At 63.2% G+C, this 25,853-nt stretch carries 22 protein-coding genes; 20 read left to right on the top strand and 2 right to left on the bottom strand.

Annotated elements, in window-relative coordinates; genetic code table 11:
• Nucleotides 1-54 precede the first annotated feature (54 nt).
• The gene (locus tag P0D68_RS08510) at nucleotides 55-1,029 is read right to left on the bottom strand and encodes an NADPH:quinone oxidoreductase family protein (RefSeq protein ID WP_408183231.1); all 975 of its coding nucleotides are present in this window, start codon (nucleotides 1,027-1,029) and stop codon (nucleotides 55-57) included.
• 236 nt (nucleotides 1,030-1,265) lie between these two features.
• Between P0D68_RS08510 and surE the strand changes: the two genes are divergently transcribed.
• From surE to rlmD, 6 genes are all read left to right on the top strand, one after another.
• Nucleotides 1,266-2,024 (top strand): 5'/3'-nucleotidase SurE, encoded by a 759-nt coding sequence (gene surE, locus P0D68_RS08505; RefSeq protein ID WP_091800552.1) that lies wholly within the window; start codon nucleotides 1,266-1,268, stop codon nucleotides 2,022-2,024.
• Nucleotides 2,021-3,121: a protein-L-isoaspartate(D-aspartate) O-methyltransferase gene (locus P0D68_RS08500; RefSeq protein ID WP_408293317.1), complete on the top strand. Its 1,101-nt coding sequence runs from the start codon at nucleotides 2,021-2,023 to the stop codon at nucleotides 3,119-3,121. The genes surE and P0D68_RS08500 overlap by 4 nt, the downstream gene beginning before the upstream one ends.
• A 5-nt stretch (nucleotides 3,122-3,126) precedes the next feature.
• Complete coding sequence (locus P0D68_RS08495; protein ID WP_091794492.1) at nucleotides 3,127-4,062, top strand: peptidoglycan DD-metalloendopeptidase family protein; 936 nt, start codon at nucleotides 3,127-3,129, stop codon at nucleotides 4,060-4,062.
• 11 nt (nucleotides 4,063-4,073) lie between these two features.
• On the top strand, nucleotides 4,074-5,156 hold the full coding sequence (gene rpoS / locus P0D68_RS08490; protein ID WP_091794490.1) for an RNA polymerase sigma factor RpoS: 1,083 nt from the start codon (nucleotides 4,074-4,076) through the stop codon (nucleotides 5,154-5,156).
• A gap of 4 nt (nucleotides 5,157-5,160) precedes the next feature.
• Nucleotides 5,161-5,937, top strand: coding sequence for a 3'-5' exonuclease (locus P0D68_RS08485; protein WP_408293313.1), 777 nt, complete (start codon nucleotides 5,161-5,163; stop codon nucleotides 5,935-5,937).
• A gap of 264 nt (nucleotides 5,938-6,201) precedes the next feature.
• Entirely contained in the window at nucleotides 6,202-7,620 is a 1,419-nt protein-coding gene (gene rlmD / locus P0D68_RS08480; protein ID WP_408293310.1) for a 23S rRNA (uracil(1939)-C(5))-methyltransferase RlmD, read from the top strand.
• 149 nt (nucleotides 7,621-7,769) lie between these two features.
• Here the strand turns inward: rlmD and P0D68_RS08475 are convergent, their stop codons facing one another.
• Complete coding sequence (locus P0D68_RS08475) at nucleotides 7,770-8,630, bottom strand: outer membrane protein assembly factor BamD (RefSeq protein WP_091794483.1); 861 nt, start codon at nucleotides 8,628-8,630, stop codon at nucleotides 7,770-7,772.
• A 38-nt stretch (nucleotides 8,631-8,668) separates the two neighbouring features.
• On the opposite strand from P0D68_RS08475, the gene P0D68_RS08470 reads away from it, so the two are divergent.
• The 14 genes from P0D68_RS08470 to bktB all read left to right on the top strand — a co-directional run bounded on the left by P0D68_RS08470 (nucleotide 8,669) and on the right by bktB (nucleotide 25,809).
• The gene (locus P0D68_RS08470) at nucleotides 8,669-9,952 is read left to right on the top strand and encodes an RluA family pseudouridine synthase (protein WP_408293307.1); all 1,284 of its coding nucleotides are present in this window, start codon (nucleotides 8,669-8,671) and stop codon (nucleotides 9,950-9,952) included.
• The gene (pgeF, locus tag P0D68_RS08465; protein WP_408293304.1) at nucleotides 9,949-10,806 is read left to right on the top strand and encodes a peptidoglycan editing factor PgeF; all 858 of its coding nucleotides are present in this window, start codon (nucleotides 9,949-9,951) and stop codon (nucleotides 10,804-10,806) included. Before P0D68_RS08470 ends, pgeF begins: the two co-directional genes overlap by 4 nt.
• A gap of 636 nt (nucleotides 10,807-11,442) precedes the next feature.
• Nucleotides 11,443-13,272 carry a class I poly(R)-hydroxyalkanoic acid synthase gene (gene phaC, locus P0D68_RS08460; RefSeq protein ID WP_408293636.1) on the top strand — a complete coding sequence of 610 codons (1,830 nt, stop codon included), beginning with the start codon at nucleotides 11,443-11,445 and terminating at the stop codon, nucleotides 13,270-13,272.
• Between the two features lie 176 nt (nucleotides 13,273-13,448).
• Nucleotides 13,449-14,630, top strand: coding sequence for an acetyl-CoA C-acetyltransferase (locus tag P0D68_RS08455; RefSeq protein ID WP_091800549.1), 1,182 nt, complete (start codon nucleotides 13,449-13,451; stop codon nucleotides 14,628-14,630).
• Nucleotides 14,631-14,813: 183 nt separating this feature from the next.
• Nucleotides 14,814-15,554, top strand: coding sequence for a 3-ketoacyl-ACP reductase (locus P0D68_RS08450; protein WP_091794475.1), 741 nt, complete (start codon nucleotides 14,814-14,816; stop codon nucleotides 15,552-15,554).
• 133 nt (nucleotides 15,555-15,687) lie between these two features.
• Nucleotides 15,688-16,317 (top strand): polyhydroxyalkanoate synthesis repressor PhaR, encoded by a 630-nt coding sequence (gene phaR, locus P0D68_RS08445; RefSeq protein ID WP_408183249.1) that lies wholly within the window; start codon nucleotides 15,688-15,690, stop codon nucleotides 16,315-16,317.
• A gap of 535 nt (nucleotides 16,318-16,852) precedes the next feature.
• Nucleotides 16,853-17,704 (top strand): class I SAM-dependent methyltransferase, encoded by an 852-nt coding sequence (locus P0D68_RS08440; RefSeq protein WP_408293299.1) that lies wholly within the window; start codon nucleotides 16,853-16,855, stop codon nucleotides 17,702-17,704.
• Nucleotides 17,697-18,632 carry a glycosyltransferase family 2 protein gene (locus P0D68_RS08435; protein ID WP_408468270.1) on the top strand — a complete coding sequence of 312 codons (936 nt, stop codon included), beginning with the start codon at nucleotides 17,697-17,699 and terminating at the stop codon, nucleotides 18,630-18,632. Before P0D68_RS08440 ends, P0D68_RS08435 begins: the two co-directional genes overlap by 8 nt.
• Nucleotides 18,633-19,037, top strand: a complete 405-nt coding sequence (locus P0D68_RS08430) for a GtrA family protein (protein ID WP_408183255.1) — start codon at nucleotides 18,633-18,635, stop codon at nucleotides 19,035-19,037. It abuts the gene before it with no gap.
• Between the two features lie 144 nt (nucleotides 19,038-19,181).
• Nucleotides 19,182-20,771 carry a hypothetical protein gene (locus P0D68_RS08425; protein WP_408293295.1) on the top strand — a complete coding sequence of 530 codons (1,590 nt, stop codon included), beginning with the start codon at nucleotides 19,182-19,184 and terminating at the stop codon, nucleotides 20,769-20,771.
• A gap of 342 nt (nucleotides 20,772-21,113) precedes the next feature.
• A complete protein-coding gene (locus P0D68_RS08420; RefSeq protein WP_408293292.1) occupies nucleotides 21,114-22,136 on the top strand; it encodes a tRNA dihydrouridine synthase in 1,023 nt (340 codons plus the stop codon).
• Nucleotides 22,137-22,217: 81 nt separating this feature from the next.
• Nucleotides 22,218-23,603, top strand: coding sequence for a 30S ribosomal protein S12 methylthiotransferase RimO (rimO, locus tag P0D68_RS08415; RefSeq protein ID WP_408468267.1), 1,386 nt, complete (start codon nucleotides 22,218-22,220; stop codon nucleotides 23,601-23,603).
• A gap of 3 nt (nucleotides 23,604-23,606) precedes the next feature.
• Nucleotides 23,607-24,557, top strand: coding sequence for a sugar kinase (locus tag P0D68_RS08410; RefSeq protein WP_408183266.1), 951 nt, complete (start codon nucleotides 23,607-23,609; stop codon nucleotides 24,555-24,557).
• A 67-nt stretch (nucleotides 24,558-24,624) separates the two neighbouring features.
• Entirely contained in the window at nucleotides 24,625-25,809 is a 1,185-nt protein-coding gene (gene bktB, locus P0D68_RS08405) for a beta-ketothiolase BktB (protein WP_408292934.1), read from the top strand.
• The last annotated feature ends 44 nt before the right edge of the window (nucleotides 25,810-25,853 follow it).

The following is a 25,853-nucleotide window of genomic DNA, read 5'->3' as shown; positions in this document are numbered from 1 at the left end:
CCGCTTGAACGAGCCGCCCGATCAAGCTTCGCTCAAGCGCACTCTCCGCTTCGACTAAGGCGTCACCACTACCTTCCCGATCACGCGACGTTCAGCCATGTCACGCAGCGCGCGCCCGGTTTCTTCGAGTGAATAACGCGCCGACACATACGGTTTAAGCTTGCCTTCTGCGATCCAGCGGGTCATCTGCTGGAACGCCGCATGATTATGCTGCGGCTCGCGCTTCGCAAAGTCACCCCAGAACACGCCGACCAGACTTGCGCCTTTGAGCAGCGTCAGGTTGAGCGGCAGCTTCGGAATCTCGCCGTTCGCAAAGCCAACCACGAGATAACGCCCACGCCAGCCGATGCTGCGAAACGCCGGCTCCGCATACACGCCGCCGACGGGGTCGTAGATCACATCCGGGCCTTTCCCGTCGGTGAGCGCCTTGATGCGCTCGCGCAGATCCTCGGTGCTGTAGTTGATGGTGGCGTCCGCGCCGTGCTTGACGCAGGTCGCGAGTTTCTCGTCGCTCGATGCCGCTGCGATCACGCGCGCGCCGAGCGCCTTGCCGATCTCCACGGCCGCGAGTCCAACGCCGCCCGCCGCACCCAGCACCAGCATCGTCTCGCCGGGCTGCAATGCACCGCGATCGACCACGGCGTGATGCGAGGTGCCGTACGCCAACGTGAAGGCCGCCGCCAGTTCGAACGGAACACCGTCCGCCAATGGCACGCATGCGCTGACCGGCGCCAGCGCCTGTTCCGCGAAACCGCCCTGACCGGTGAAGGCGACCACGCGCGAGCCTGGCTTGAACTGCGTGACGTCCGCGCCCACCGCGCGCACCACGCCCGCGACTTCCGAGCCGGGCGTAAAGGGCAGTGGCGGTTTGAACTGGTACTTGTTCTCGATGATCAGCACGTCGGGAAAGTTGACGGCTGCGGCTTTGACGTCGATTACGACGTGGCCCGGCGGTGCTTCGAGGTCGGGCAGGCTTTCGACGACCAGGCTTTCCGGCGGCCCATATTGATTACAGCGAATCGCGCGCATCGTGTCTCCATGTCGATCAGGGGTTCGCAAGTATTCTGAGTCTAAAGCAATCAGCACGATCGTGCGTTTTTACTGTCTTGCCTGCGCTCATCGGGACGGTTGTCGGGTGATCGATGCGCGTGCGGCAAACGACTCGCGCGGGGTAAGCGCGATTCCCGCGCGTGCGCATTGCATACCGCATGCGCATGGGCCGCCGTGTCGTTCGCGCGTCTTCTTTCCTCGGTTACAATCGCCGCATGCGAATCCTACTCAGCAATGACGACGGTTATCTGGCGCCCGGCCTTGCCGCGCTTTACGAAGCGCTCAAGCCGATCGCTGACGTCACCGTGATGGCACCCGAACAGAATTGCAGCGGCGCGTCGAATTCCTTGACGCTCTCGCGGCCGCTCTCGGTACTGCGTTCGGCCAATGGTTTCTACTACGTGAACGGCACGCCCACCGACTCGGTGCACATCGCGCTCACGGGCATGCTCGACCATACGCCGGACCTGGTGGTCTCGGGCATCAACAACGGTCAGAACATGGGCGAAGACACGCTCTATTCCGGCACCGTCGCCGCCGCCACCGAGGGGATCATGTTCGGTGTGCCGGCCATCGCGTTCTCGCTGGTCGATAAAGACTGGGTGCATCTCGAAGACGCCGTGCGCGTCGCCACCGAAATCGTCGCCCATTATCTCGAGCAGCCGTTGCCGGGACATCCGCTTCTAAACGTCAACATTCCGAATTTGCCCTACGAGCAGCTCGGCGACTGGCAGATTACGCGTCTCGGCAAGCGGCATCCGTCGCAGCCGGTGATCCGGCAAACCAATCCGCGCGGCGAACCGATCTACTGGATCGGGCCGGCGGGCAGCGCGCGCGACGCGAGCGAAGGCACCGACTTTCACGCCGTCGCCAACGGCCATGTGTCGATCACGCCGCTGCAGCTCGACTTGACCCACACGCAAATGCTGCCCGCAGCGCGCGACTGGGTGCGCGCCGGCAGCGGCGCTTCATGACGAACGAGCGCGCCAAGCGCTTTCCGCTCGGCCTCGAGGACCTGGTGCGGGAACCGCGCCGGGCCGAAGGGCGCCCGGGCGAAATACGCGCGGCGACGCTGGCTGCGAGCGCGGCGCTGAACGCACGTCCGCAAGCCGCGAAGAACGCGTCGCTTGGTTCCACGGGTCAATCCCAATCGAAGCAACAGGCGAGGGCGCAGACCGCAGCGCACGCGAAGCCGCAAGCCAAGCCCTCGGCGGCAACGCCGCCAAAGCCGCTGGCCGCGTCTTCCGCCAAAGCGCCGGCGAGCGCACCGGTGAAAGCGCCAATGAAAGCGCAGGCCAAGGTCGCCGTGCCGAATTCGACTGCGCGCCCCGCGTCGCAGCCGGCGCCGGCCAAGCCTGCCACCCGCTCGACCGAGCGCAGTGCCGCGCCGAACGTCGCGTTGAGCGGCGCGATGAGCGGCGCATTGGCGCTGACTTCGGAACGGGTTCGCGAACGGATGGTCGAACGCCTGCGTGCGAACGGCGTGACCGATCAGCGCGTGTTGAACGCGATGTCGGTGGTGCCGCGCCACATGTTCGTCGATCCGGGGCTGGCGGCTCAAGCCTATGAAGATGCCGCATTGCCGATCGGCCATCACCAGACGATTTCCAAGCCCTCGGTCGTCGCCCGCATGATCGAACTGGCCGCCGCCGGCCGCGCGCTGAATAACGTGCTGGAAATCGGCACCGGCTGCGGTTATCAGGCGGCCGTACTGAGCCAGGTCGCGCGCGAGGTGTACTCGATCGAACGTATCAAGCCGCTGTCGGAGCGCGCGAAGACAAACTTGCGCCCGCTGCGCATTCCGAACATCCGCCTGCACTACGGCGATGGGCGGCTCGGTTTGCCGTCGGCGGGACCGTTCGACGCGATTGTGATCGCCGCGGCGGGGCTCGACGTACCGCAAGCCTTACTTGAACAACTCGCGATCGGCGGCCGTCTGGTCGCGCCGGTCGGCTCGCAGGACGGCCAGAACCAGGTGCTGACTCTGGTCGAGCGCCTCGGACCCGCGCAGTGGCGCGAGTCGCGGCTTGATCGCGTTTTCTTTGTACCCTTAAAATCCGGAGTGATTTGACACCGATGAGTATGTTGCGCGCGATGCAAAGAACCAGACTGAATGCCCCCATGACCGTAACCCAGCGCAGCGTGTGCGTGCTCGCCTTGTCCCTGTTGATGACGGCCTGTGCATCCCGGCTCGACCAGGCGCCGGTCGTCGACCGCTCCGGCGGCGGCACGCTCAGCACGCAAGCAGCGCAGCCGGCCGTGCCGCTCGGTCCGCCGCCGCCGGGCTACTATCGCGTGAAGCCGGGCGACACGCTGTATCGGATCGCGCTGGAGAACGGCCAGAACTACCGCGACATTTCGGCCTGGAACAATCTGACCAACCCGAATCAGATCGAAGTCGACCAGTTGTTGCGTGTCGTACCGCCGGGTGCGAACACCGCGGCGCTCACGCCGGGTGTCTCGACCGCGCCGATCGGCGGCAGCGCTTCGGTGCAGAGCGCGCCGCTCGGCAGCACGGCGCCGGCCACGGGTGCGACCGCGGGTGTCGCGGCACCGCCGCTCTACGGGTCGGCCGCCAACAACGCGTCGTCGGCGCCGCCGGCCAACCCGGGCGCGGCGAGCGACTCGAACACCGGTGCATCCGGCAACGTGGCGTTCGCCTGGCCGGTGCGTGGGCCGCTGCTCGGCACCTTCAACGACTCGACCAACAAGGGCGTGAATATCGGCGGCGCCGCGGGTGATGCGGTGAAGGCGTCGGCGGATGGTCGCGTGGTTTATGCCGGAAATGGGCTGCGTGGTTACGGTAATCTCATTATCATCAAGCATGATGCAACTTATCTCACCGCGTATGCACACAACCGCTCTTTGATGGTAAAAGAGGGGGATGCGGTGACGAAGGGGCAGAAGATCGCTGAGATGGGCAATAGCGATTCCGACCGCGTGATGTTGCATTTCGAAGTTCGCCGGCAGGGTAAACCTGTCGACCCACTGAAGTATTTGCCGCCGCAATAAGCGATACGACCATGCCGAAATCGAAGCGCCCGCCGCAGCAAGCCGAGTCTGAGACGATCAGCCACGCTATGTCCGCTTCGGTGGATGAAAGCGGCGCTTCGGAAGTGGAAGAGGAGATCGCGGAAGAGCGCGATCTCGACGAACGCCAGGGCGGCGCGGACGAAGGCGGTGACGCCCGCGAAAGCGCGAGCGAAGCCGCGCCGGACGCGGACGATTTCCGCGCGCTGTTGCAAGCCGAGCTGACGGCCGACACGATCCAGCACTACCTGAACCGTATCAGCGTCAAGCCGCTTCTGACTGTCGAGGAAGAGCAGAAGTATTCGCGTCTTGCCAAGGCAGGCGAGTTCGAGGCGCGGCAGGTCATGATCGAGCGCAATTTAAGGCTCGTTGTCAGCATTGCGAAGGGTTACCTGAACCGCGGCGTGCCGTTGCTCGATCTGATCGAGGAAGGCAATCTCGGACTGATGCACGCGATCGAGAAATTCGATCCGACGCGCGGCTTCCGGTTTTCTACCTATGCGACCTGGTGGATTCGCCAGAGTATCGAGCGCGCGATCATGAACCAGGCGCGCACCGTCCGTTTGCCGGTGCACGTGATCCGTGAACTCAATCAGGTGCTGCGCGCCAAGCGCCATCTGGAAAAGAATTCGATGAACTCCGGCGAAGCCGCCGAGCGCCGCGACGCCAGCATCGACGACATTGCCTATCTGACCGGCAAGACCACCGACGAAGTGACGGACATTCTCGCGTTGAACGAGCACACCGCTTCGCTGGACGCGCCGCTCGATCTCGATCCCGCGAGCAGCCTGCTCGATCTGCTGTCAGACGATCAGAGCCAGTCGCCGGATGCCGAAGTGCAGCACCGCGAACTGGAAACGCTCACGCGCGCGTGGCTGGCACGGCTGTCCGACAAGCATCGCCATGTGATCGAGCGCCGCTTCGGCCTGAATCACATCGAACCCGCCACGCTCGAAGAGCTGGCCGACGAAATGGGCCTCACGCGCGAGCGTGTGCGCCAGATCCAACAGGAAGCGCTCGTGCGGTTGAAGCGCTTCTTTGCCTCCAACGGTGTTCGGAAGGACGCCGTTCTATAACCTGATGACACCGATTCTTGTTTTCGACATCGAGACCATTCCCGATGTCGCCGGCATTCGCCGCCTCGAAGATTTGCCCGCCGACCTGAGCGACGCCGAAGTCGCCGAGCATGCGTTTGCCGCGCGCCGCGAAAAGACCGGCAGCGATTTCCTGCCGCATCATCTGCAACGGATTGCGGCAATTTCCTGCGTGTTCCGCGATAACAACGGCTTCCGCGTGCGCTCGCTCGGCACGCTGGAAGACGGCGAGGCGGCGCTCGTGCAGTCGTTTTATCGCGTGATCGAGAAGTACACGCCGCAGCTCGTGTCGTGGAACGGCGGCGGCTTCGACCTGCCGGTGTTGAACTACCGGGCGCTCGTCAACGGCATTCCCGCTCAGAAGTTCTGGGATCTCGGCGAGGACGACCGCGAGTTCAAGTGGAACAACTACATCAGCCGCTATCACGCGCGTCACACGGATCTGATGGATGTGCTCGCCATGTACCAGGCGCGCGCCAACGCGCCGCTCGACGCGCTCGCCAAGATGTGCGGCTTCCCCGGCAAGATGGGCATGGACGGCAGCCAGGTGTGGCACGCCTACCAGGAAGGGCGCATCGAGGAAATCCGCAATTACTGCGAGACCGACGTCGTCAATACGTACTTGCTCTATTGCCGCTTCCAGTTGATCCGCGGCGCGTTTTCACCCGCGGAGTATGCTGACGAGATCAACCTGGTCAAGAACGCGCTGGCGCTGGAAACGGCGCCGCAATGGGCCGAATATCTGGCGGCATTCGATCAGTAAGCCGCTCGCGGACGAACCATGACGGGGTTCCGCCGGGCGGAGAGAGCAGCGAGGCCGCCGCAGCCGTTCGCTCCAAAGGCACGAAAGGCACGAGAGGCTCGCAAGGTACAAGGCGGTGCGAGGCGCTCGTCACCGTCTCCCGCCGCCACCGCCGTTATCGTGGCTAATGTGTCTGGCGGCCATTCCCGCCGCGCCGGATGATGGCCACGCGCGGCGCTTCGTCTACAATCTCGCCTTTCCCCCAAGTTTGTCAGGAAGTAGCAGGTGTCCCGAACTGCCCCCCAACGCCGCGCGCCGAAGCGCCACAAGACGCCTCCGCCCGCGCCGGCACACGTCGTTACCGGCAACGAGCCGGTCATTGAAATCGTTTCGCTCGATATGGAAGCGCGCGGCGTTGGCCGCACCGAGACCGAAGACGGCTCGCCCGGCAAGGTGATTTTCGTCGAAGGCGCGCTGCCGGGCGAACGCGTGAGCTACTCGACACATCGCAGCAAGCCGAAATTCGAGCAGGCCGAAGTGGTCCAGGTATTCCGCGAGAGCGTGATCCGCACCAAGCCGAAATGCACGTACTTCGATATCTGCGGCGGCTGTTCGATGCAGCATCTGGACATTCGCGCGCAGGTGGCCGTCAAGCAGCGCGTGCTCGAAGACAATCTCCAGCATCTTGCCAAACTCCGCCCGGAAACGGTGTTCCGGCCGATTCACGGTCCGTCCTGGGGTTATCGCTACCGTGCGCGTCTGGCAGTGCGCTTCCTGCCGGAAAAAGGCGGCATGCGGATCGGCTTCCACGAGAAGAAGAGCAGCTACATCGCCGACATGAAAACCTGCGAAGTGCTGCCGCCGCACGTGTCGGCCATGCTGATGCCGCTGCGCTTCATGGTTCGCAAGCTGTCGATCTACGACCGCATGCCGCAGCTCGAACTGGCGGTCGGTTCGTCGGTGACGGCGTTGGTGGTGCGCAATCTCGAACCCATCACAGCAGCGGACGAGCAGGTGCTGCGCGATTTCGCCGACGAGCACAAGGTGCAGTTCTGGCTGCAGCCAGGCGGCCCGGACACGGTCACGCCGTTCTATCCGCTCGACGTGGAGCTCGACTACACGCTGCCGGAGTACGGCATTCGCATGCCGTTCAAGCCGACCGACTTCACCCAGGTGAATCACGCCATCAACCGCGTGCTGGTGAGCCGCGCGCTGCGTCTGCTGGCGCCGGCGCGCACCGATCGCGTGCTCGATCTGTTTTGCGGGATCGGCAACTTCACGCTGCCGCTCGCGCGGATCTCGAAGGAAGTGATGGGCATCGAAGGCAGCGAGGTGCTGACTTCGCGTGCGCTCGCCAATGCCGAACTGAATGGCGTGGCGGGGCATACGTCGTTTGCGTGCCGCAACCTGTTCGAAGTCACCGCCGACGACATCCGCGCGCTCGGCCACTTCGACAAGTTCCTCATCGACCCGCCGCGCGAAGGCGCGCTGGCCGTCGCCAAGGCGCTGGCTGAGATCGCGCAGAGCGGCAACGGGCCGCTGCCGAAGCGCATCGTCTACGTGTCGTGCGCGCCGGCGACCCTCGCGCGCGACGCCGGTCTGCTCGTGCACGAAGCAGGCTACCGGCTGGTGGGCGCGGGCGTGGTCAACATGTTCCCGCACACGTCGCATGTGGAGTCGATCGCGCTGTTCGAGCGGGACTGACGGGCGCGCCTGGTTGCGTCGGCGCTGCGCGGCAGCGCGACGGCCTAAGGTAGCGTAAGGCAGAGGCGAAAAGGAGCGCACAAACGAAAACGCCACGACCGAAGTCGTGGCGTTTTTTATTCCTGCTGCTTTTCAGTACGCGGCGCGGCTTAGAACTGCCACCACGACTTTTCCGTACCCGGCCTTGCATGACCCGTGATGTACGGGCTGTCAGGGAAGGTGCCGGCCAGCACGCGCTTCGTGTCGTCGGCCAGTTGCGGCTGATTCAGCTTCTGATACGACAGCATCATGATATGCAGTGCGTCTTCAATAGCCGGCGCGTTCTTGTATTGCGTGAGTGCCAGTTGCGCGCGATTGATCGCGGCGACATAAGCGCCGCGGCGGTAGTAATAATCCGCCGCGTGGACTTCATGCGACGCCAGCGCGTTCACGATATAGCGCATGCGTTGTGCTGCGTCCGGCGCATACTTGCTGTTCGGGTACTTGTCCACGACGATCTTGAAGGCGTCGTACGATTCGCGCAGCGACTTCGGATCGCGCTCGCTCATGTCCTGACCGGAGAAGCGGCCGAACAGACCGAGGTCGTCGTTGAAGTGGATCATGCCCTTCAGGTAGTACGCATAAGCGATGTCCGGATGATCCGGGTGCAGCTGGATGAAGCGGTCGATCGCCTGGTCGGCGGCGGCGTTTTCATTGTCTTTCCAGTTGCAGTAAGCGACATTGATCTGCGCCTGCTGGGCGAAGTGGCCGAACGGATCGCGCCCCTCGAGCATTTCGAAGTACTTGGCGCACTTGCCGTAATCACCACCGGACAAGGCGTCGTTCGCCTCCGTATATAATTTGTTGTTGTTCCACGTTGCCGTTTCGTCGGTCTTCTCCGGCAGGCCGTGGCAAGCCGCGACAACCGCGACGGCTGCGGCACACGCAATGTATCCGGCCACTTTCCGGGCCGCCTTCTTGATGGCCGCCAAATTGATCGCCGCTTTAGTGATGGTGTTCAAGGCTCGCATTTTCCAGTCTAGCTTTACGTCCAGGTGACCCAGACTCAATGACCCGCTCAAATACTCCAGGTGCCGCAACCGGCGCCGGGAATAGCAACAAAGATTATAGCGTAAGCGCTGACCCCTCCGACGCGTTGGGCGTCGATTCCCTCGACGACGATCTCGGCAGCGACGCGCTCGGCGCCGCGGCCGTGTCCAGCCTTGTGCCGACGGTCGCGAACCGCGTGACGGACGAGACGCCGCGCAGCGTCGTCGTGCCCGACGAACTGGCCGGCGAGCGCCTCGACAAGGTGCTCGCGCGGGTCTTCCCTGAGTTCTCGCGCAACCGTCTGCAGAGCTGGATCGAAGCCGAGCGCGTGCGGATCGACGGCAAGCCCGCGAAAATCCGCCAGCCGGTGCCGCTCGGCGCGACCATCGAACTCGTGCCCGATCTGCTGCCCGAGCAGCTCGCGTTCACGCCTGAACCGGTGCCGCTCGAGATCGTTTATGAAGACGACACGCTGGTGGTCATCAACAAGCCGGCCGGTATGGTCGTGCATCCGGCCGCCGGCAACTGGAGCGGCACGCTGCTCAACGGACTGCTGTATCGCTATGGAGACGCTGCCGCGGGCCTGCCGCGCGCCGGCATCGTGCACCGTCTCGACAAGGAAACCTCCGGCCTGATGGTGGTGGCGCGCACGCTCGAGGCGCAGACCGACCTCGTGCGCCAGTTGCAAGCGCGCACGGTGAAGCGCCGTTATCTCGCGCTGGTGTGGGGCAACATGCCCGAAGAAGGCACGATCGACGCGCCGATCGGCCGCGATCCGCGCGAACGCACCCGCATGGCGGTGGTGACGAGCGCGTCGGGCAAGCCCGCGCGCACGCATTTCCGGCGTGTCGATTCGGCGATCTGGGAGCGCCAGCCGGTGACCGCGATTCATTGCGATCTCGAGACCGGCCGCACCCATCAGATTCGCGTGCATTGCGCGCACATCGGCCATCCGCTGCTCGGCGATCCGATTTACGGGCGCGCGCGCGGCAAGCGTTCGGTCACGCCGCTGCCTGGCGGTTTCGCGCGCCAGGCGCTGCATGCATGGCGCCTCGGCCTGATTCATCCGCAGACCGGCCGCACGATGCAGTGGCGTGCCGACGTGCCGGAAGACATGCAGGCGCTGTCGGCGGCGCTCGGTCTCGGCCGCGACGACGCGGGCGAGTTCGACGAGACGTACTACGAAGAAGACGACTACGACGCGTCGTTCGACGAGGACGGCGATGAAGGCGCACTCGACCACGACGAACGCGACAGTGCAGATGACCACGACCACGAACACGACGAGGACGATCACGCATGAGTGCGCCCGAGCTGAGCTTTGCCGATGTCGTGCAACCCGCATGGAATGTGTCGCCGCGCGTGCGCGCGCTCGTCACCACGCGTAACGGCGGCGTGAGCGAACCGCCGTTCGGCCGTTGGCACAACGGCGCGGATTTGCCCGGCGGCCTGAACCTGGGCATGAAGTCCGGCGATGACCCGGCCGCGGTCGCCGCCAATCGCGAGCGTCTGCTGAAGCTGGCCGGCGTGAGCGAGGCGGCGTGGCTCGAACAGATTCACGGCGCCGGCATCGTGCGCGCGGAAGAGGTGATCGCATCGGCACGCGTGAGCGGTGGGCCGACGCGCGCCGATGCGAGCGTCACGGATCGTCCCGCCACCGTGTGCGTCGTGATGGTGGCCGATTGCATGCCGGTGCTGTTGTGCGACGAGGCGGGCCGCGCGGTCGGCGCGGCGCACGCGGGGTGGCGCGGACTGGCTGCGGGCATCGTCGAACAGACTGCACAGCGCGTCGCCGAACTCGCGCAGGTGCAGGCGAGTGCATTGCATGCCTATCTCGGTCCCTCGATCGGACCCGACGCCTTCGAAGTCGGCCCAGATGTGCGTGACGCGTTCATGAACGGCGTGGGCGGCGCGCAACGCGATGCCACGGCAAACGCATTCGTCGAGCATCCGCAGAATCCGGGCAAATATCTCGCGGATCTCCCGGCGCTGGCGCGTTTGCGGCTGCAGCGGCTCGGCGTGACAAAGATTGTCGGCGGCGACCTCTGCACGGTCACGCTGCGCGAGCGTTTCTACTCCTATCGCCGCGACCGCGAGACCGGCCGCATGGCCGCACTCATCTGGCTGGACGATCAGGCGCAGTCGATCGCGGACTAGCCCGCCTCGCGACGCCGCCCCTCGCGGCGATCTTGCTGTCAATGCAGCAGACACACACCAGCGCACGCGGATGACGTTCGGCGAGGTCGACGTCATCGTGCCGGCAGGCTACGTCAGAGCATTGCCGCGGCATTCTTACGAGCACGCGTATGAGGGTTTATTGGGAGACGCCGCATGTGTTTTTGCTGCGCTGCCGGAATTGCCTGCGATGCGTGAATCTGCCGCAGAAACTGTTCGCAGACGAACGGATAAGTGCGCATAAACCTATGCAATATGGGAGCTTTTTTCGTTCGCGGCTGCGTTGAATCACCCATGGCCTAAAAGCGCGATCTGCTACACAGGGAAAACGATAATTAAAAAACTATCGCACTGCGGCAAAATCGGGAACAAGCATTGACATGCCTTGCGATGGGGAGCAAGAATGTTCCTCACGGATCCTCGTACAAGGGACAGGGCGTGACGAGGTCGCGAGCAATTGCTCACGTGCGCACGAACCTGCCTCTCAACCCGTCCGCAAGGACTTACCGGTCAAAAGCAGGCATGGCAGCATCACATACCTCAGCTTCCCCCAAGACGGACTCCTCGACGGAGAACACGCAGCAGGCCGGTACGAGCGGTGCAGCGCCGGCCCCTGGGATGCAGCAGCTGTTCGACGCCTGGATGGGCGCCTGGCGCTCGCTTGGCACGCCACCCGGCGGCAACGGCATGCCGTTCCCAATGCCTCAAATGCCGCTGCCCATGCCGTTCCAGATGCCGCAAGCGGGTCTGCCGCAAATGCCGTCGTTTCCCGGCATGCCGGACTTCAGCAAACTGGCGGCCGGAGCAATGCCGGCCATGCCGTCTTTCGCCGGTTTGAACATACCGAGCGCAGCCATTCCCTCCGAGCGACTGCAGAAGCTGCAGGCTGACTATTCGCGCGAGGCAATGGAGTTGATCCAGCAAGCCACCACGTCCGCAACCAAAGCGCCCGAACTCAAGGATCGCCGCTTCAGTTCCGACGCATGGAGTGCGGCGCCGGCCTACGCATTCACTGCCGCCTGGTATCTGTTGAACGCGCGCTATCTGCAGGAAATGGTCGACGCGCTCGACACGGAACCCAAGGTGCGTGAGCGTATCCGTTTCGCTGTCCAGCAGTGGACCGCGGCGGCGTCGCCGAGCAACTTCTTCGCCCTGAATCCGGAAGCGCAAAAGACCTTGCTGGACAGCAAGGGCGAGAGCTTGCGCCAGGGCGTGATGAACCTGCTCACCGACTTGCAGCGCGGCAAGATTTCGCAGACCGACGAATCGGGTTTCGTGGTCGGCGACAATCTCGCGAACACTGAAGGCTCGGTGGTGTTCGAAAACGACCTGATGCAGGTGATCCAGTACAAGCCGCGCACGGCGACCGTGCGCGAACGGCCGCTGCTCATCGTGCCGCCTTGCATCAACAAGTTCTACATTCTCGATCTGCAACCGGAGAATTCGCTGGTTGCCCACGGACTCGATTCTGGGCATCAGGTGTTCCTGATTTCGTGGCGCAACGCGGATCAATCCATCGCGCATAAGACGTGGGACGACTATATCGGCGAAGGCGTGCTCACCGCCATTGAGACGGTGAGCAAAATCAGCGGTCGCGAGCAGATCAATACGCTCGGCTTCTGCGTGGGCGGCACGATGCTCGCCACGGCGCTGGCGGTGGCCGCGGCGCGCGGCGAACATCCGGCTGCGTCCATGACGCTGCTCACCGCCATGCTCGATTTCTCGGACACGGGCGTGCTCGACGTGTTCGTCGACGAGGCGCATGTGCAGATGCGCGAGCAGACGATCGGCGGCAAGAACGGTACGGCGCCAGGGCTGATGCGCGGCATCGAGTTCGCCAACACGTTCTCGTTCCTGCGGCCGAATGATCTGGTGTGGAACTACGTCGTCGACAATTACCTCAAAGGGCGCACGCCGGTTCCGTTCGATCTGCTCTACTGGAATAGCGACTCGACCAGCCTGCCGGGCCCGATGTACGTCTGGTATTTGCGCAATACATACCTCGAAAATCGTCTGCGCGAGCCGGGTGCGTTGACCACCTGCGGCGAGCCGGTCGACCTGTCGAAGATCGACGTGCCCACCTTCATTTACGGGTCACGCGAGGACCATATCGTGCCGTGGCAAACGGCGTACGCGTCGGTGCCGCTGCTCAGCGGGCCGTTGAAGTTCGTGCTCGGCGCATCGGGCCACATTGCCGGCGTGATCAATCCGCCCGCGAAGAAAAAGCGCAATTTCTGGATGCTGGAAGGCGACGTCAAAACGCTGCCGGAGAATGCCGAGGAATGGATCGATCAGGCGACCGAAGTGCCTGGCAGCTGGTGGCCCGAATGGACCACATGGCTCGATCAGCACGGCGGCAAGAAGGTGAAGCCGCGGGCCTCTGCAGGCTCGGCGGAATTCCCGGTGATCGAGCCGGCGCCCGGACGCTATGTACGGCAACGGGAGTAGGTTCGAGCTTGCTTCACAGCGCGGTCCTTTGCGCTGTGAGCGAGCGTCCGGCTGAGCTGGCGCGCTGAGTTGGCGCGCTGAGTTGACGCGTGATCCTGGCGCATAAGCAGAAGCAACGAGATTTTTAACTTGACGGGCTGCGGCGCATTTGGCCGACTCGCCCGGAGGATATGGAAATGACTGATGTTGTGATCGTATCGGCCGCCCGTACGGCAGTTGGCAAATTTGGTGGATCGCTGGCGAAGATCGCCGCGCCCGATCTCGGCGCCACGGTGATTCGCGCGGTACTCGAGCGAGCAGGGCTGAAGCCCGAGCAGGTGAGCGAAGTGATCCTGGGTCAGGTACTGACGGCAGGCTCGGGCCAGAATCCGGCGCGTCAGTCGCTGATCAAGGCGGGCTTGCCGAACGCCGTGCCCGCCATGACGATCAACGTGGTGTGCGGCTCGGGCCTGAAGGCCGTGATGCTCGCGGCCAACGCGATCATCGCGGGCGACGCCGATATCGTGGTGGCCGGCGGTCAGGAAAACATGAGCGCGGCGCCGCACGTGCTGCCGGGCTCGCGCGACGGTTTCCGCATGGGTGACGCGAAGCTGGTCGACTCGATGATCGTCGACGGCCTGTGGGACGTCTACAACCAGTACCACATGGGCGTGACGGCGGAAAACGTCGCCAAGGAATACGGCATCACGCGCGAGCAGCAGGACGCGTTCGCGGCGCTGTCGCAGAACAAGGCGGAAGCCGCGCAGAAAGCGGGCCGTTTCGACGACGAAATCGTGCCGGTCGAGATTCCGCAACGCAAGGGCGAGCCGCTGCGTTTCGCCACCGACGAGTTCGTGCGCCATGGCGTGACGGCTGAATCGCTCTCGAGCCTGAAGCCGGCTTTCTCGAAGGAAGGTTCGGTCACGGCGGCCAATGCGTCGGGTCTGAACGACGGCGCGGCGGCGGTGCTGGTGATGTCGGCGAAGAAGGCGGAGGCGCTCGGCCTCAAGCCGCTCGCGCGCATCAAGGCGTACGCCACCTCGGGTCTGGATCCGAAAGTGATGGGCATGGGCCCGGTGCCGGCTTCGCGCCGTTGTCTCGAACGCGCGGGCTGGACGCCGGCCGATCTGGACCTGATGGAAATCAACGAAGCGTTCGCCGCGCAGGCATGTGCAGTGAATCAGCAGATGGGCTGGGACACGTCGAAGATCAACGTGAACGGCGGCGCGATTGCGATCGGCCATCCGATCGGCGCGTCCGGCTGCCGGATTCTCGTCACGCTGCTGCACGAAATGCAGAAGCGCGATGCGAAGAAGGGTTTGGCGTCGCTGTGTATCGGCGGCGGCATGGGTGTGGCGCTGGCGCTTGAGCGCGCTTGAGTATCGCCGCGTGACCGACACCACAGGCGTCGGTCACGTGGCAAACGGAGCGTTGCCGCGCGCGTCACGCGCGCGGTCAGCGGTGGCCTCGTCGGCCGGTCGCCCGGCGGCTGCGGAGATGAAGCACAGACGAGGGAAGAGGCGGCCGGTCGGTGCCTCGAAAACGATAACGGAGTGTAGTTTATGACACAGCGAATTGCGTACGTAACGGGCGGGATGGGTGGCATCGGCACGAGCATTTGCCAGCGGCTGCACAAAGAGGGCTTCAAGGTCGTCGCGGGCTGCGGCCCGAATTCGCCGCGCCGGGTGAAGTGGCTCGAAGAGCAGAAGGCGCTGGGCTTCGATTTCATCGCGTCCGAAGGCAACGTCGGCGATTGGGAGTCGACCAAGAACGCGTTCGACAAGGTCAAGGCCGAAGTCGGCGAGATCGACGTGCTGGTGAACAACGCGGGCATTACGCGCGACGTCGTGTTCCGCAAGATGACCCACGAAGACTGGACGGCGGTGATCGACACCAACCTGACCAGCCTCTTCAACGTCACCAAGCAGGTGATCGACGGCATGGTCGAGCGTGGCTTTGGCCGCATCATCAACATTTCGTCGGTGAACGGCCAGAAGGGCCAGTTCGGCCAGACCAACTACTCGACCGCGAAGGCCGGCATTCACGGTTTCACGATGTCGCTGGCGCAGGAAGTGGCCACCAAGGGCGTGACGGTCAACACCGTGTCGCCGGGCTACATCGGCACCGATATGGTCAAGTCGATCCGCCCCGACGTGCTGGAAAAGATCATCGCGACGATTCCGGTGCGCCGTCTGGGTCAGCCGCAGGAAATCGGCTCGATCGTGGCATGGCTGGCATCGGAAGAATCGGGTTTCTCCACGGGTGCTGATTTTTCGCTGAACGGCGGATTGCATATGGGCTGAGTCAAGGGCGCGCCGCTCACGAGGCGGCGTGCTTCGGCTCAGATGGTTCGGCGGCGTCTCGATTGCGCAATGACCAGATTGCGCAGCCGGTATGACGCCGTTTCCGCGCTCGACTTGCGCTCAAAGGCGTTACATGACCACTACTACAAAGAAAACAGCCGAACGACTGATCAAGAAATATCCGAATCGTCGGCTCTACGATACCGAGACAAGCACGTACATCACGCTGACGGACGTCAAACAGCTCGTGTTGGATCAGGAGGATTTCAAGGTCATCGATGCGAAGAGCAACGAGGATCTGACGCGCGCCATCCTGTTGCAGATCATTCTCGAAGAGGAAAGCGGCGGCTTGCCGATGTTCTCGTCGTCGATGCTCTCGCAGATCATCCGTTTCTACGGTCATGCGATGCAGGGCATGATGGGCACGTATCTGGAAAAGAACATCCAGGCCTTCATCGACATTCAGGCGAAGCTCGCCGACCAGTCGAAGAATCTGTACGAAGGCAAGGCCATGAATCCCGAGGTCTGGTCGCAGTTCATGAACATGCAGGCGCCGATGATGCAGGGCATGATGACCAGCTACATCGAACAGTCGAAGAACATGTTCGTGCAGATGCAGGAGCAGATGCAGAATCAGGCGAAGTCGATGTTCGCTACTTTCCCGTTTACGCCAGGTGGTCCGGTCAACGTGGCGACTACCGGAAGTGCGCCGGCCAATCCGCAAGGCAGCCCGCAGGGGAATCCGGAGCCGGAGAAGAAGTAACGGCGCAGGAGGCCCGGTTGAGGTGGCTGTTTGCTCGCGAAGCGCAGACGGGCAAACGGTAGTGCATGCCAGCCGGCGTTGTATAGCAGCGGCCGGTTGTGCGCGAGACGACGTTCCTACCCGTGCGAACCGTTCGTCCATCCCAGGCGCGGCAGCTTTTCGCCGCGCAGTCTGTCATTGTCGCTATCGCCACCTCCGCTCGCGGCACCGATTCAGTCGACGCTCTGAAGACCGAAGGGGCGTGTCCTCGAACTTGGCGGCCCGCCGAGCAGTCAGATCGACTCAATTCAAAACCGAGCTTGACCGCGGGACGGCCCGCGCGTGCGAATGATGCACGCGGGTCATGCACCCGTCGGCGGATCGATCATTGCGTTGTGCGATGCCTCGACTCGGCTCGCCGATGCCACGTTTTTTGAGCCATCCTTACAGCGTCCTTTACAATGCGCGTTTGGTCCAATTGTGACCACGCCGGCTCCGGCCACGTCGCCGGCGGCAACCCTGTTTTATCGACGTGCACTTTGGTGTTTTCTCTCATATGACCGATCTCGAACTGGAGATACCCGACTGTCCTTTATGCGGAAGCTCGCAGCGAAAGCGGATCTATGCCGAACAGGACGGCGGTCCGTATGGGGTTTGCAACTGTACGCAGTGCGGCATGGCTTACCTGGCGCCGCGTGCGTCCGAGCGGCAGATGCTCTCGCTTTATCAGAATGACGACTATTTCACCGGCGGCGACGGCGACGGGTACGAGAGTTACTCCGACCAGGAGGAGGCGCTACGCCGCACCTTCCGGCGCTTGTTGACTCATCTGGAAAAGCGGGGGAAAACGGGCGGCTCGCTACTCGAAATCGGCTGCGGCTTCGGCTATCTGCTCGACGAGGCACGGCCCTTTTTCAGCCATCGGGTCGGGACGGACTATTCCGCGAATGCGGTCCGGCATTCGCGACAATTCGCGGATCAGATCTGTCACGGAGGCGTCGAGGCGGTTCCGCAAGACGAACGGTTCGACTGTGTGATAGCCACGCATGTCATCGAGCACGTGTACCGCCCCAGGGATTTTGTCGAGGCGCTGGTGAAGAAACTCAAACCCGGTGGCAGCCTGCTGATCGCCGCGCCGGATTTCGGCAGTTTCTGGAGAAAGATCATGGGAAACAGGTGGCCTTCGTTCAAGTTTCCCGAACATGTCCTTTACTTCGACGCGCACACCCTGAGCCGCTTGATGAAAGAGTGCGGGCTGTCCAGTGTCGAGGACGTGCCGTATCCGCATGCCTTCCCATTGCCGCTGATCGCGTCTAAGTTCGGCGTCAAGCTCTCCGGCGCGCTGGGTCAATACAACATGTGGCTTCCGGCTACGACTGTAGCGTGCATTGGTGAAAATAATGCGTAAGGGCGACGACCAATCGCTGCTTTCGCTGGTGATCCCTCTTTACAGGGAAGCGAGCCACTTCGCCGAGTCCATCAAGGAAATCATCGCGATTCTCGACGGTATCTCTATGCGTTACGAGCTGGTGCTGATCGATGACGGTTCTCCCGACAACACGTGGGAAGTCATTCAGCAGCAACGCGCGCAATTTCCGCAAATCAAGGCGGCGCGTCTGAGCCGAAATTTCGGCAAGGAAGCGGCGCTGGCGGCCGGTCTCGAACATGTCAGCGGCGATGCGGTCGTCGTCATGGATGGCGACCTGCAGCATCCTCCTCAACTCATTCCGCAGATGGTCGAGCAGTGGCGCGAGGGTGCCGAAGTGGTGGAGGCGGTGAAGCGCTCGCGCGCCACGGAGAGTGCTTCCGCGCGCTTGAGTAGCCGGATGTTCTACGTCATGTTCTCCAGGCTCACCGGGTTCGATCTGCACGGCGCGTCCGACTATAAGCTGATGGATCGGCGCGTCGTCGACGCCTGGAGAGGAATGGGCGAGCGCAATCTGTTTTTCCGCGGCATGAATGCGTGGCTGGGTTTCCGTCGCGTGCAGATCCAGTACGACGTAGACGAGCGAGCCGGGGGTGAAAGCGGCTGGTCGAAGCTGCAACTGATCCGCCTGGCGATGACGGCCTTCGCATCGTTTTCTTCCGCGCCGCTTTACCTGCTGATCGGCGCCGGCTTCGCCTTCGCGATTCTGGCGGTCATACTCGGCGCGCAGACGCTATTTCATAAGCTGACCGGCAATGCGGTCGACGGATTTACGACAGTGATTTTATTGCTGCTGATCCTGGGCTGCGTCTCGATGCTCGGTATGGGCTTGATCGGCATTTATGTCGCGCGCATTTACGAGGAGGTCAAACAAAGACCGCGCTACGTGATTGCCGAATGGAAGGCGTGAATGATTACCCGGCAGTTCGTTCGATACATCGTGGCGGGTGGCTTAGGGACACTCGCCCACCTTGCTATTCTCGCCGCCTGCGTCGAACTGCTTGGCTGGCGGCCGGTTGCGGGGGCCGTCGCCGGCTTTTGCGCGGCGCTCCTGATCTCTTACGGCCTGAATTATGGCTGGGCGTTTCAGTCGAGACGCTCCCGCGTAGCGGGATTCTGGCGCTACGTCGTCGTATCGCTCGGAGGGCTGTGCCTGAATACGGGCATGGTGTTCGCTCTGGTCAACTATGCTCACTGCAATTACTTCAGCGCGCAGCTTTATGTGATCGCGATTGTTCCCGTGTGCAATTTTCTGATCAACCGTTATTGGACTTTTGATGCGGCCCGCCAGACGGGTGACGAGCCCTCGGCCTGACCACAGCGTCTTTGCATCTCCGTTCGCGAGACGGTGCCTTTACCGGGTGACATGCACACAAAAAACAAAGGAACTTCGTTGAAGATCGATCCAAAAATCGCCCATGCTCCCGTGGAATTCGGGTCGACACATCAAGGGTCAAAGGTGAGTGCATCCAGGCAGGCGATCGGGCGTCTGCTGGTCTTGCTGCTGATATCGGCAGTAGCCGCGTTTTATCTGCATGCCAATATTCATGCGGTCATGCAGCGCGACGGCGCGCATTTCGTCTTTATGGCGAACAATATTGCACACGGTGAGCCGCCTTATTGGGCCTCGTTTGAAACCAAGAATCCGCTGGTGGAAATTTTCTGGAGTCCGTTTATCCGGCTCTTTGCCAGTGCGTTCGGCATCGTCGAGTCGACACGAATTGCCGAAGCGTTCTGGATGGCGGTGACCGCGTTTCTGATTTTCCTGGTCGTGGCGTGGCCCTCGCGCGACACGCGGCTGCCACGCCGAAACCCGTTGCCGAACGCAATCGCTGCGTTACCTGCGCTCGCCTTTTCGATGCTTTACCTCGTCCTCGCGCTGGATGTGCGAGTCACCGACGACGGTTTGAATATCGCGCTCTATCAGTCTCTTCCGGAGCTCGCACTGCTCGCCTTGCTGTTGCGCGTCCCTACGAAACAGTGGTTTGCGCATGGTTTTCTGATCGGCGTTTTTGTCTTTCTCGCGTGGTTTGTCAAGCAGACGTCGCTTGTACCTGTCGCGCTCGTCGTCGTTTCGTGGCTGGCGATCATGCGTAGTCGCCTTGGATTTTCGTGGGTGATAGGCGGCTGCGCGGGTGCGTTGATCTGTCTGGGCGGTTTCGCGCTGCATCTGATGTTGACGCAGACGTTTCACAACTATCTGCTGGGCACGGTGCTATTTCGTGCGGGTCTTTCCCCGGTGTTGCTCAGCCAGTTCGTCGAGAACCTCAAAGAGTCCTATCTGGTGCCGTTGTGGTCGCTGAATCTGGCAGGGTTTCTGTCGGCGCATCGTGTATGGACGGCCATCGCGATGGTGATCCTGACGCCACTGGCGGCAGCGCGTGTCTATAACACGCGAGCGGAAGGTTGGAGCACGCGCAGGGTCGCATTGGTACTCGCGGTCTTCTGGATGATCGGCGCGTGGCTCCAGGCGGTTCTCGCCCTGACTTTTTTCCCGCACTATTTTCTGGCGTCGCTCGCACCCGTTGCCGTCGTCGCGGGCTTGCTGGTGTCGATGTCGGGCAAGCGGACAATTGTTGCATCGTCGGGCGTCGCGTTCCTGATCGTCGCGGGGCTGATCCACAGTTACGTCGGGATGAGAGCGGTCAACGATTTGAAGAGCGCCACGGCGCCGATCAACCGCTCCACGGCCGAGGTCATGCGCTTCATCAAACCCGCAGACAAGGTCTTCAACTGGAGCGCGTTGCCTCATGTGCTGGTCGCGCAGGGCGCGCCGAGCGCTTATTCGATGAATATGTGCTGGCCGTATATCCTCGCGTCGTTGCCTGAAGCGACCAGGACGCAAATGCTCGAGCAGACTTTACAGGTGCCGCCTGATGTCGTCGTGTCGATGGATGAACAATCACCACCCGATCAGGGTTTGCGCAACTATCCGATGACCGAGGCACGGCTCAAGGAGTTGACCGGCCGCAATTACGTGCTAGTCCATACGACGGCGGCGATCCCCGGTCGATACGGCAGTCCGGTCAGCGTGTTTCGGCTTCAGTAGATTCGGGTAGAAGAGTGCGGTCGGCCGGCGTCGCGAGTATCGACGCGGGCTTTTACAGTGTCTCCGGCCGCTCAGCATGCCTTCCAACCGCTCTGCGTGTCTCCCGGCCGGTCGGCGGTTCTGCCGACGGGCGGGTAAAATGGCTGGCCGGTTTCGAATCGCCCGGGCGTCATCCCGGCACTCGCCTGACTGCACCGCGCGAATCCGCATCCCCGCCAGAATCACAAACAGCCGCTTGGCGCTGCCCATCGTGGCTGCGCCGGTTCCAATGGTCCATTTCATGTTTGATGACAGCCTCGCCGTTTATCGCGACACCCACCACCTCCCGGCGCCCGTTTCCCCATGAGCCGGCTCTTCCTCGCCCCCATGGAGGGGCTCGCTGACTACGTGTTGCGCGACGTGCTGACCGGCATGGGCGGATTCGACGGATGCGTGTCCGAGTTCGTCCGGGTGACGGGCTCTCTGCTTCCCGGCCGGGTCTACGAAAGGGAAGCCCCCGAAGTGCTCGACGGCGCTTACACCCGCGCCGGTACGCCGATGGTGATCCAGTTGCTCGGCAGCGATCCCGAATGGATGGCGCTGAATGCCGCGCATGCGGCCACCTTGTCACCGCACGGCATCGACCTGAACTTCGGCTGTCCCGCCAAGGTGGTCAATCAGCACGGCGGCGGTGCCATGCTGCTGGCCGACCCTGAACAACTGAACCGGATCGTGTCGTCGGTTCGGGCCGCGGTGCCTGCCGGCATCGCCGTGACGGCCAAAATGCGCCTTGGCGTCTCCGACACGTCGCTGGCGATCGATTGCGCGGTCGCGCTCGCCGAAGGCGGCGCCGCCTCGCTCGTCGTGCATGCGAGGACGCGCGATCACGGCTACCGGCCGCCGGCTCACTGGGAGTGGATCGCGCGTATCGATTCGGCCGTGGACGTGCCGGTTATCGCGAACGGAGAAGTCTGGACGGTGGCCGACTGGGAGCGCTGCCGCGCTGTCAGCGGTTGTGCGGACGTGATGCTCGGGCGGGGCGCCGTATCGGACCCGTTCCTGGCGCTCAGGATACGCGGCCTGATGGACCGGTGCCCATCCGAAGGAGAATGGCATCAGGTGCTTCGTCATATGGCCGGTTATCTGAGGAAATTACAGGCCCGCGTCGCCTCCCGTCACGAGCACGGACGCGTCAAAAAATGGCTCAGCTACCTGCAGCGCACCTGGCCGCAGGCGGCCGAACTGCATGCGGCGATCCGCCGGGTGCAGGATTCGCACGAAATTCTGGCGATGATCGAGCGCGCTTTGGGATTCGATAAATTAATCGCGCCACATCAGTCCGAGTCTGCCGGCCGGCTCGATCCGGCGCACGCCGCGGCCGCTTGAAGGCGGAAATTCAAAGACTTACGAGCGGCAGCCGTGGCGAACCGCTACAATTCAGGGTTTAACGTCTTCAAGCGGTTCCCCATGTCTGCCACCCCCCCGATTGCCCCGAATGCCACGCCGAAGGTTGGCTTTGTCTCGCTCGGCTGCCCGAAAGCCCTGGTTGATTCCGAGCAGATCATCACCCAACTGCGCGCCGAAGGTTACGAGATTTCCGGCACGTACGACGGCGCGGACCTCGTGGTCGTCAACACCTGCGGCTTCATCGACGAAGCGGTGCAGGAAAGCCTCGACGCGATCGGCGAAGCGCTCAACGAAAATGGCAAGGTGATCGTGACCGGCTGCCTCGGCGCCAAGAAGAGCGCGAGCGGCTCGGGGCTGATCGAAGAAGTGCATCCCAAGGTGCTGGCCGTGACCGGTCCGCACGCGCTCGGCGAAGTCATGCAGCACGTGCACACCCATCTGCCGAAGCCGCACGATCCGTTCGTCGACCTGGTGCCCGCCGCCGGCGTGAAGCTCACGCCGCGCCACTACGCGTACCTGAAGATTTCCGAAGGCTGTAATCACCGCTGCACGTTCTGCATCATCCCGTCCATGCGCGGCGACCTGGTGTCGCGTCCCGTCGCCGACGTGATGCTCGAAGCGGAAAATCTGTTCAAGTCGGGCGTGAAGGAACTGCTGGTGATTTCGCAGGACACGAGCGCGTATGGCGTCGACGTCAAATACCGCACCGGTTTCTGGAACGGCAAGCCGATCAAGACGCGCATGACCGACCTGGTCGGCGCGCTCGGCGAACTCGCCGCGCAATACGGCGCATGGGTGCGTCTGCATTACGTGTATCCGTATCCGAGCGTGGACGAAGTGATCCCCATGATGGCCGAAGGCCCGTACAAGGGCCACGTGCTGCCGTATCTCGACGTGCCGTTCCAGCACGCGCATCCGGAAGTCCTGAAGCGCATGAAGCGCCCGGCCAACGCCGAGAAGGTGATGGAGCGCGTGAAGAAGTGGCGCGAGATGTGCCCGGATCTGACCATCCGCAGCACGTTCATCGCCGGCTTTCCGGGTGAGACCGAAGAGCAGTTCCAGACGTTGCTCGATTTCATCCGCGAAGCGGAACTCGACCGCGTCGGCTGCTTTGCGTACTCGCCGGTCGAAGGCGCAACGGCCAACGAACTCGACGGCGCATTGCCCGACGAAGTGCGCGAAGAGCGCCGCGCGCGTTTCATGGAAGTCGCCGAAGAAGTGTCGGCCAAACGTATCGCGAAGAAGGTCGGCAAGACACTGAAGGTGCTGGTCGACGAGATCAACGCGGACGGCGGCATCGGCCGCACCGCGGCGGACGCGCCGGAGATCGACGGCGTCGTGTATATCGCGCCGGCCGTCAAGGCGTCCAAGCGCTACAAGGTCGGCGACTTCGTGTCGGTGAAGATCACCGGCGCCGACGGTCACGACCTGTGGGGCGAGGTTTAAGCAATGGCGGCAAGCATGCCTGCAACGCCGGAAGTTCAGCGCCCCGACATCCTCGCGCTCGGCGAGGCGATGATCGAATTCAACCAGTCGGCCAAAGACGAGCCGAACTACCTGCAAGGCTTCGGCGGCGATACGTCGAATTTTTGTATCGCAGCCGCCCGGCAAGGCGCGCGGACGGGTTTCGTCTCCGCGGTCGGTGCGGATCATTTCGGGCGTTTGCTGGTCGATCTGTGGGAACGTGAACAGGTTGATACCTCGCTGGTGCGGGTCGATCCGCACGCGCCTACCGGCGTGTATTTCGTGTCCCACGGTCCGAATGGCCACGCGTTCGACTATCTGCGCGCCGGTTCGGCCGCGAGCCGTTATGCGCCACACGATCTGCCGCTAGAGGCGATTGCCGCGGCCAAGGTGATTCATCTGTCCGGCATCAGCCTCGCGATCAGCCTGAGCGCTTGCGATGCGGCGCTCGAAGCGATCGCGCATGCGCGCGCCAATGGCGTGCGCGTGAGCTTCGACACCAATCTTCGCCTGAAGCTGTGGCCGCTCGCGCGGGCGCGCGCGGTGATGCTCGAAGCCATTCGCCAGACCGACATCTGCCTGCCAAGCTGGGACGATGTTACGGAACTCACGGGTCTGACCGGCCGTGACGAGATCGTCGATTTCCTGCTGTCGCACGGTCCGCGCGTGGTCGCGCTCAAGCTCGGCAAGGAAGGCTCATATATCGCCACGCCGAACGAACGGCGTGTGGTGCCGGGCCACGTCGTCAACGCGGTCGATGCAACCGGCGCGGGCGACTGCTTCGGCGGCGCGTTCATCGCGCGGATCGTGGCGGGTGACGATCCGTTTGCGGCGGCACGTTATGCGAACGTCGCGGCGGCGCTGTCCACGCAAGGTTACGGCGCGGTGGCGCCGATTCCTTCGCGCGCAACAGTCGAACAACTTCTGGCGGGCTGAACACGGGCGTTGCGACGCGGGCCCGCCGAGGCAAAATCATCCTGAGAGACTAAAGAAGGAGCGAGCGATGCAACGAGACGTAGTGGTGGTTAGCGGTGTGCGCACGGCAATTGGCGCTTTCGGCGGCAGTCTGAAGGATTTTTCGCCAACCGATCTCGGCGCACGCGTTGTGCGTGACGCGCTGGCCCGCGCCAGCGTGTCGGGCGACGAAGTCGGCCATGTGGTGTTCGGCAACGTCGTGCATACCGAAGCGAAAGACATGTATCTGGCGCGCGTGGCGGCGATCAACGGCGGTGTCGCGCAACACGCGCCGGCCCTGACCGTGAACCGCCTGTGCGGCTCCGGCCTGCAGGCCATTGTCTCGGCCGCGCAAAGCGTGCTCCTCGGCGACGCCGACATCGCGATCGGCGGCGGCGCGGAAAACATGAGCCGCGCGCCGTACTCCATGCCTGCCGCGCGCTTCGGTCAGCGCATGGGCGACGCGCGCCTCGTCGACATGATGGTCGGTGCGCTGAACGATCCGTTCCAGGCGATCCACATGGGCGTGACCGCCGAGAACGTCGCGCGCAAGTACGAGATCTCGCGTGAAACGCAGGACGCGCTCGCGCTCGAATCGCATCGCCGCGCGGCCAACGCGATCACGAAAGGCTACTTCAAGGAACAGATCCTGCCGATCACGATCCCGTCGAAAAAAGGCGACGTCGTGTTCGACACGGACGAGCACGCGCGCATGAACGCATCGGCCGAAGATTTCTCCAAGCTGAAGCCCGTGTTCGTGAAAGAGAACGGCACAGTGACGGCCGGCAACGCGTCGGGCATTAACGACGCCGCCGCGGCCGTGGTGCTGATGGAGCGCGGCGTCGCTGAACAGCGGGGCATCAAGCCGCTGGCGCGCCTCGTGTCGTATGCGCATGCAGGTGTCGATCCGGCGTACATGGGCATCGGCCCGGTGCCGGCCACGCGCCGCGCGCTGGAGCGGGCCGGCCTGACGGTCGCCGACCTCGACGTGATCGAGGCGAACGAAGCGTTCGCCGCGCAGGCCTGCGCGGTCAGCAAGGAGCTGGGCTTCGATCCCGCCAAGGTCAATCCGAACGGCTCGGGCATTTCGCTCGGGCACCCGATCGGCGCGACTGGCGCGCTCATCACCGTCAAGGCGCTGTATGAATTGCAGCGGATCGGCGGCCGCTATGCGCTGGTCACGATGTGCATTGGCGGCGGGCAGGGTATTGCGGCGATCTTCGAACGGATATGAAGCGCTGCGCGTAGCGGCAGTATCGAGCAATAAGGAATGAACGG

Origin of the sequence: Paraburkholderia sp. RL17-380-BIE-A, from assembly GCF_046028085.1 — a bacterium.
In the GTDB taxonomy this organism is placed as follows: domain Bacteria; phylum Pseudomonadota; class Gammaproteobacteria; order Burkholderiales; family Burkholderiaceae; genus Paraburkholderia.
This window is presented reverse-complemented; position numbering and strand designations above follow the sequence as displayed.

Excerpts from the sequence above, each read along its gene's own strand:
- rimO (WP_408468267.1), top strand. The coding sequence starts at position 22,218 with ATGTCTGCCACCCCCCCGATTGCCCCGAATGCCACGCCGAAGGTTGGC.
- P0D68_RS08495 (WP_091794492.1), top strand. The coding sequence starts at position 3,127 with ATGAGTATGTTGCGCGCGATGCAAAGAACCAGACTGAATGCCCCCATG.
- P0D68_RS08440 (WP_408293299.1), top strand. The coding sequence starts at position 16,853 with ATGACCGATCTCGAACTGGAGATACCCGACTGTCCTTTATGCGGAAGC.
- P0D68_RS08470 (WP_408293307.1), top strand. The coding sequence starts at position 8,669 with ATGACCCGCTCAAATACTCCAGGTGCCGCAACCGGCGCCGGGAATAGC.
- P0D68_RS08475 (WP_091794483.1), bottom strand. The coding sequence starts at position 8,630 with ATGCGAGCCTTGAACACCATCACTAAAGCGGCGATCAATTTGGCGGCC.
- phaR (WP_408183249.1), top strand. The coding sequence starts at position 15,688 with ATGACCACTACTACAAAGAAAACAGCCGAACGACTGATCAAGAAATAT.
- P0D68_RS08410 (WP_408183266.1), top strand. The coding sequence starts at position 23,607 with ATGGCGGCAAGCATGCCTGCAACGCCGGAAGTTCAGCGCCCCGACATC.
- P0D68_RS08430 (WP_408183255.1), top strand. The coding sequence starts at position 18,633 with ATGATTACCCGGCAGTTCGTTCGATACATCGTGGCGGGTGGCTTAGGG.
- P0D68_RS08450 (WP_091794475.1), top strand. The coding sequence starts at position 14,814 with ATGACACAGCGAATTGCGTACGTAACGGGCGGGATGGGTGGCATCGGC.
- pgeF (WP_408293304.1), top strand. The coding sequence starts at position 9,949 with ATGAGTGCGCCCGAGCTGAGCTTTGCCGATGTCGTGCAACCCGCATGG.
- P0D68_RS08455 (WP_091800549.1), top strand. The coding sequence starts at position 13,449 with ATGACTGATGTTGTGATCGTATCGGCCGCCCGTACGGCAGTTGGCAAA.
- P0D68_RS08510 (WP_408183231.1), bottom strand. The coding sequence starts at position 1,029 with ATGCGCGCGATTCGCTGTAATCAATATGGGCCGCCGGAAAGCCTGGTC.
- rpoS (WP_091794490.1), top strand. The coding sequence starts at position 4,074 with ATGCCGAAATCGAAGCGCCCGCCGCAGCAAGCCGAGTCTGAGACGATC.
- bktB (WP_408292934.1), top strand. The coding sequence starts at position 24,625 with ATGCAACGAGACGTAGTGGTGGTTAGCGGTGTGCGCACGGCAATTGGC.
- P0D68_RS08500 (WP_408293317.1), top strand. The coding sequence starts at position 2,021 with ATGACGAACGAGCGCGCCAAGCGCTTTCCGCTCGGCCTCGAGGACCTG.
- P0D68_RS08435 (WP_408468270.1), top strand. The coding sequence starts at position 17,697 with ATGCGTAAGGGCGACGACCAATCGCTGCTTTCGCTGGTGATCCCTCTT.
- phaC (WP_408293636.1), top strand. The coding sequence starts at position 11,443 with ATGCAGCAGCTGTTCGACGCCTGGATGGGCGCCTGGCGCTCGCTTGGC.
- surE (WP_091800552.1), top strand. The coding sequence starts at position 1,266 with ATGCGAATCCTACTCAGCAATGACGACGGTTATCTGGCGCCCGGCCTT.
- P0D68_RS08420 (WP_408293292.1), top strand. The coding sequence starts at position 21,114 with ATGAGCCGGCTCTTCCTCGCCCCCATGGAGGGGCTCGCTGACTACGTG.
- P0D68_RS08485 (WP_408293313.1), top strand. The coding sequence starts at position 5,161 with ATGACACCGATTCTTGTTTTCGACATCGAGACCATTCCCGATGTCGCC.